The organism is Pseudomonas sp. 86_A, assembly GCF_017491705.1.
In the GTDB taxonomy this organism is placed as follows: Bacteria; Pseudomonadota; Gammaproteobacteria; order Pseudomonadales; family Pseudomonadaceae; genus Aquipseudomonas; species Aquipseudomonas koreensis.
Map to the genome: position 1 here is coordinate 1 of NZ_JAFGYS010000064.1, position 535 is coordinate 535.

Annotated in this window: 2 protein-coding genes; both read right to left on the reverse strand. The window is 52.0% G+C overall.

Translation table 11 applies throughout. From position 1 onward, the window contains the following. Positions 1-212, reverse strand: a 212-nt coding sequence (locus J5M57_RS27995) for a hypothetical protein (RefSeq protein ID WP_207872113.1), incomplete at its 3' end; no start/stop codon positions are given. Between the two features lie 35 nt (positions 213-247). After that, the coding region (locus J5M57_RS28000) for a hypothetical protein (protein WP_207872116.1) at positions 248-535 on the reverse strand (288 nt) is incomplete at its 5' end.

A 535-nucleotide genomic window follows, 5' to 3' on the forward strand; every position in this document is an offset into this window, starting at 1 on the left:
GTCTTATAGGCGTCGTGATCGAAGCGGTTTACCTTGACCTGTACATCTGGATTCTCGATTTTGAAATCGTTTACTGCTGCATCGAAAGCTGCTTTTACTGCTTGATCAGATGTGTCGGTATTGATGACAAGCGGGGCTGCATTGGCATTCAGCAGGACCATCGCGATCATGGGAAGCAATACTGTTCCCCGTAGTTTCTTGAGTGTCTCCATATAATTCTCCTCGTTGATAGTTGGCCGCGCCCGCATTATCGGAAGTGGCGTTTGCTTGTGATGTAATGTCCATCCGCATGCATTCGAGCGACCATTGAACTGTCGTCTTGATCGACGAAGGCGCATTCGGTCATCGGCACGGTATTGATCGACGTTCGCTGATCGAGGCAACGTCGCAGTGCATTGCCGCGGGCGTCGAATGCATACAGTTTGTCTGGAGGCACGGAAAGCGGAAGGCGCTGGCCGGCGCTGACGTTCGTCGTACCAGGTAGTTTGGCGATCCAATGTGACCCCGCGTCACCACCATTTAGGTAGACATATGT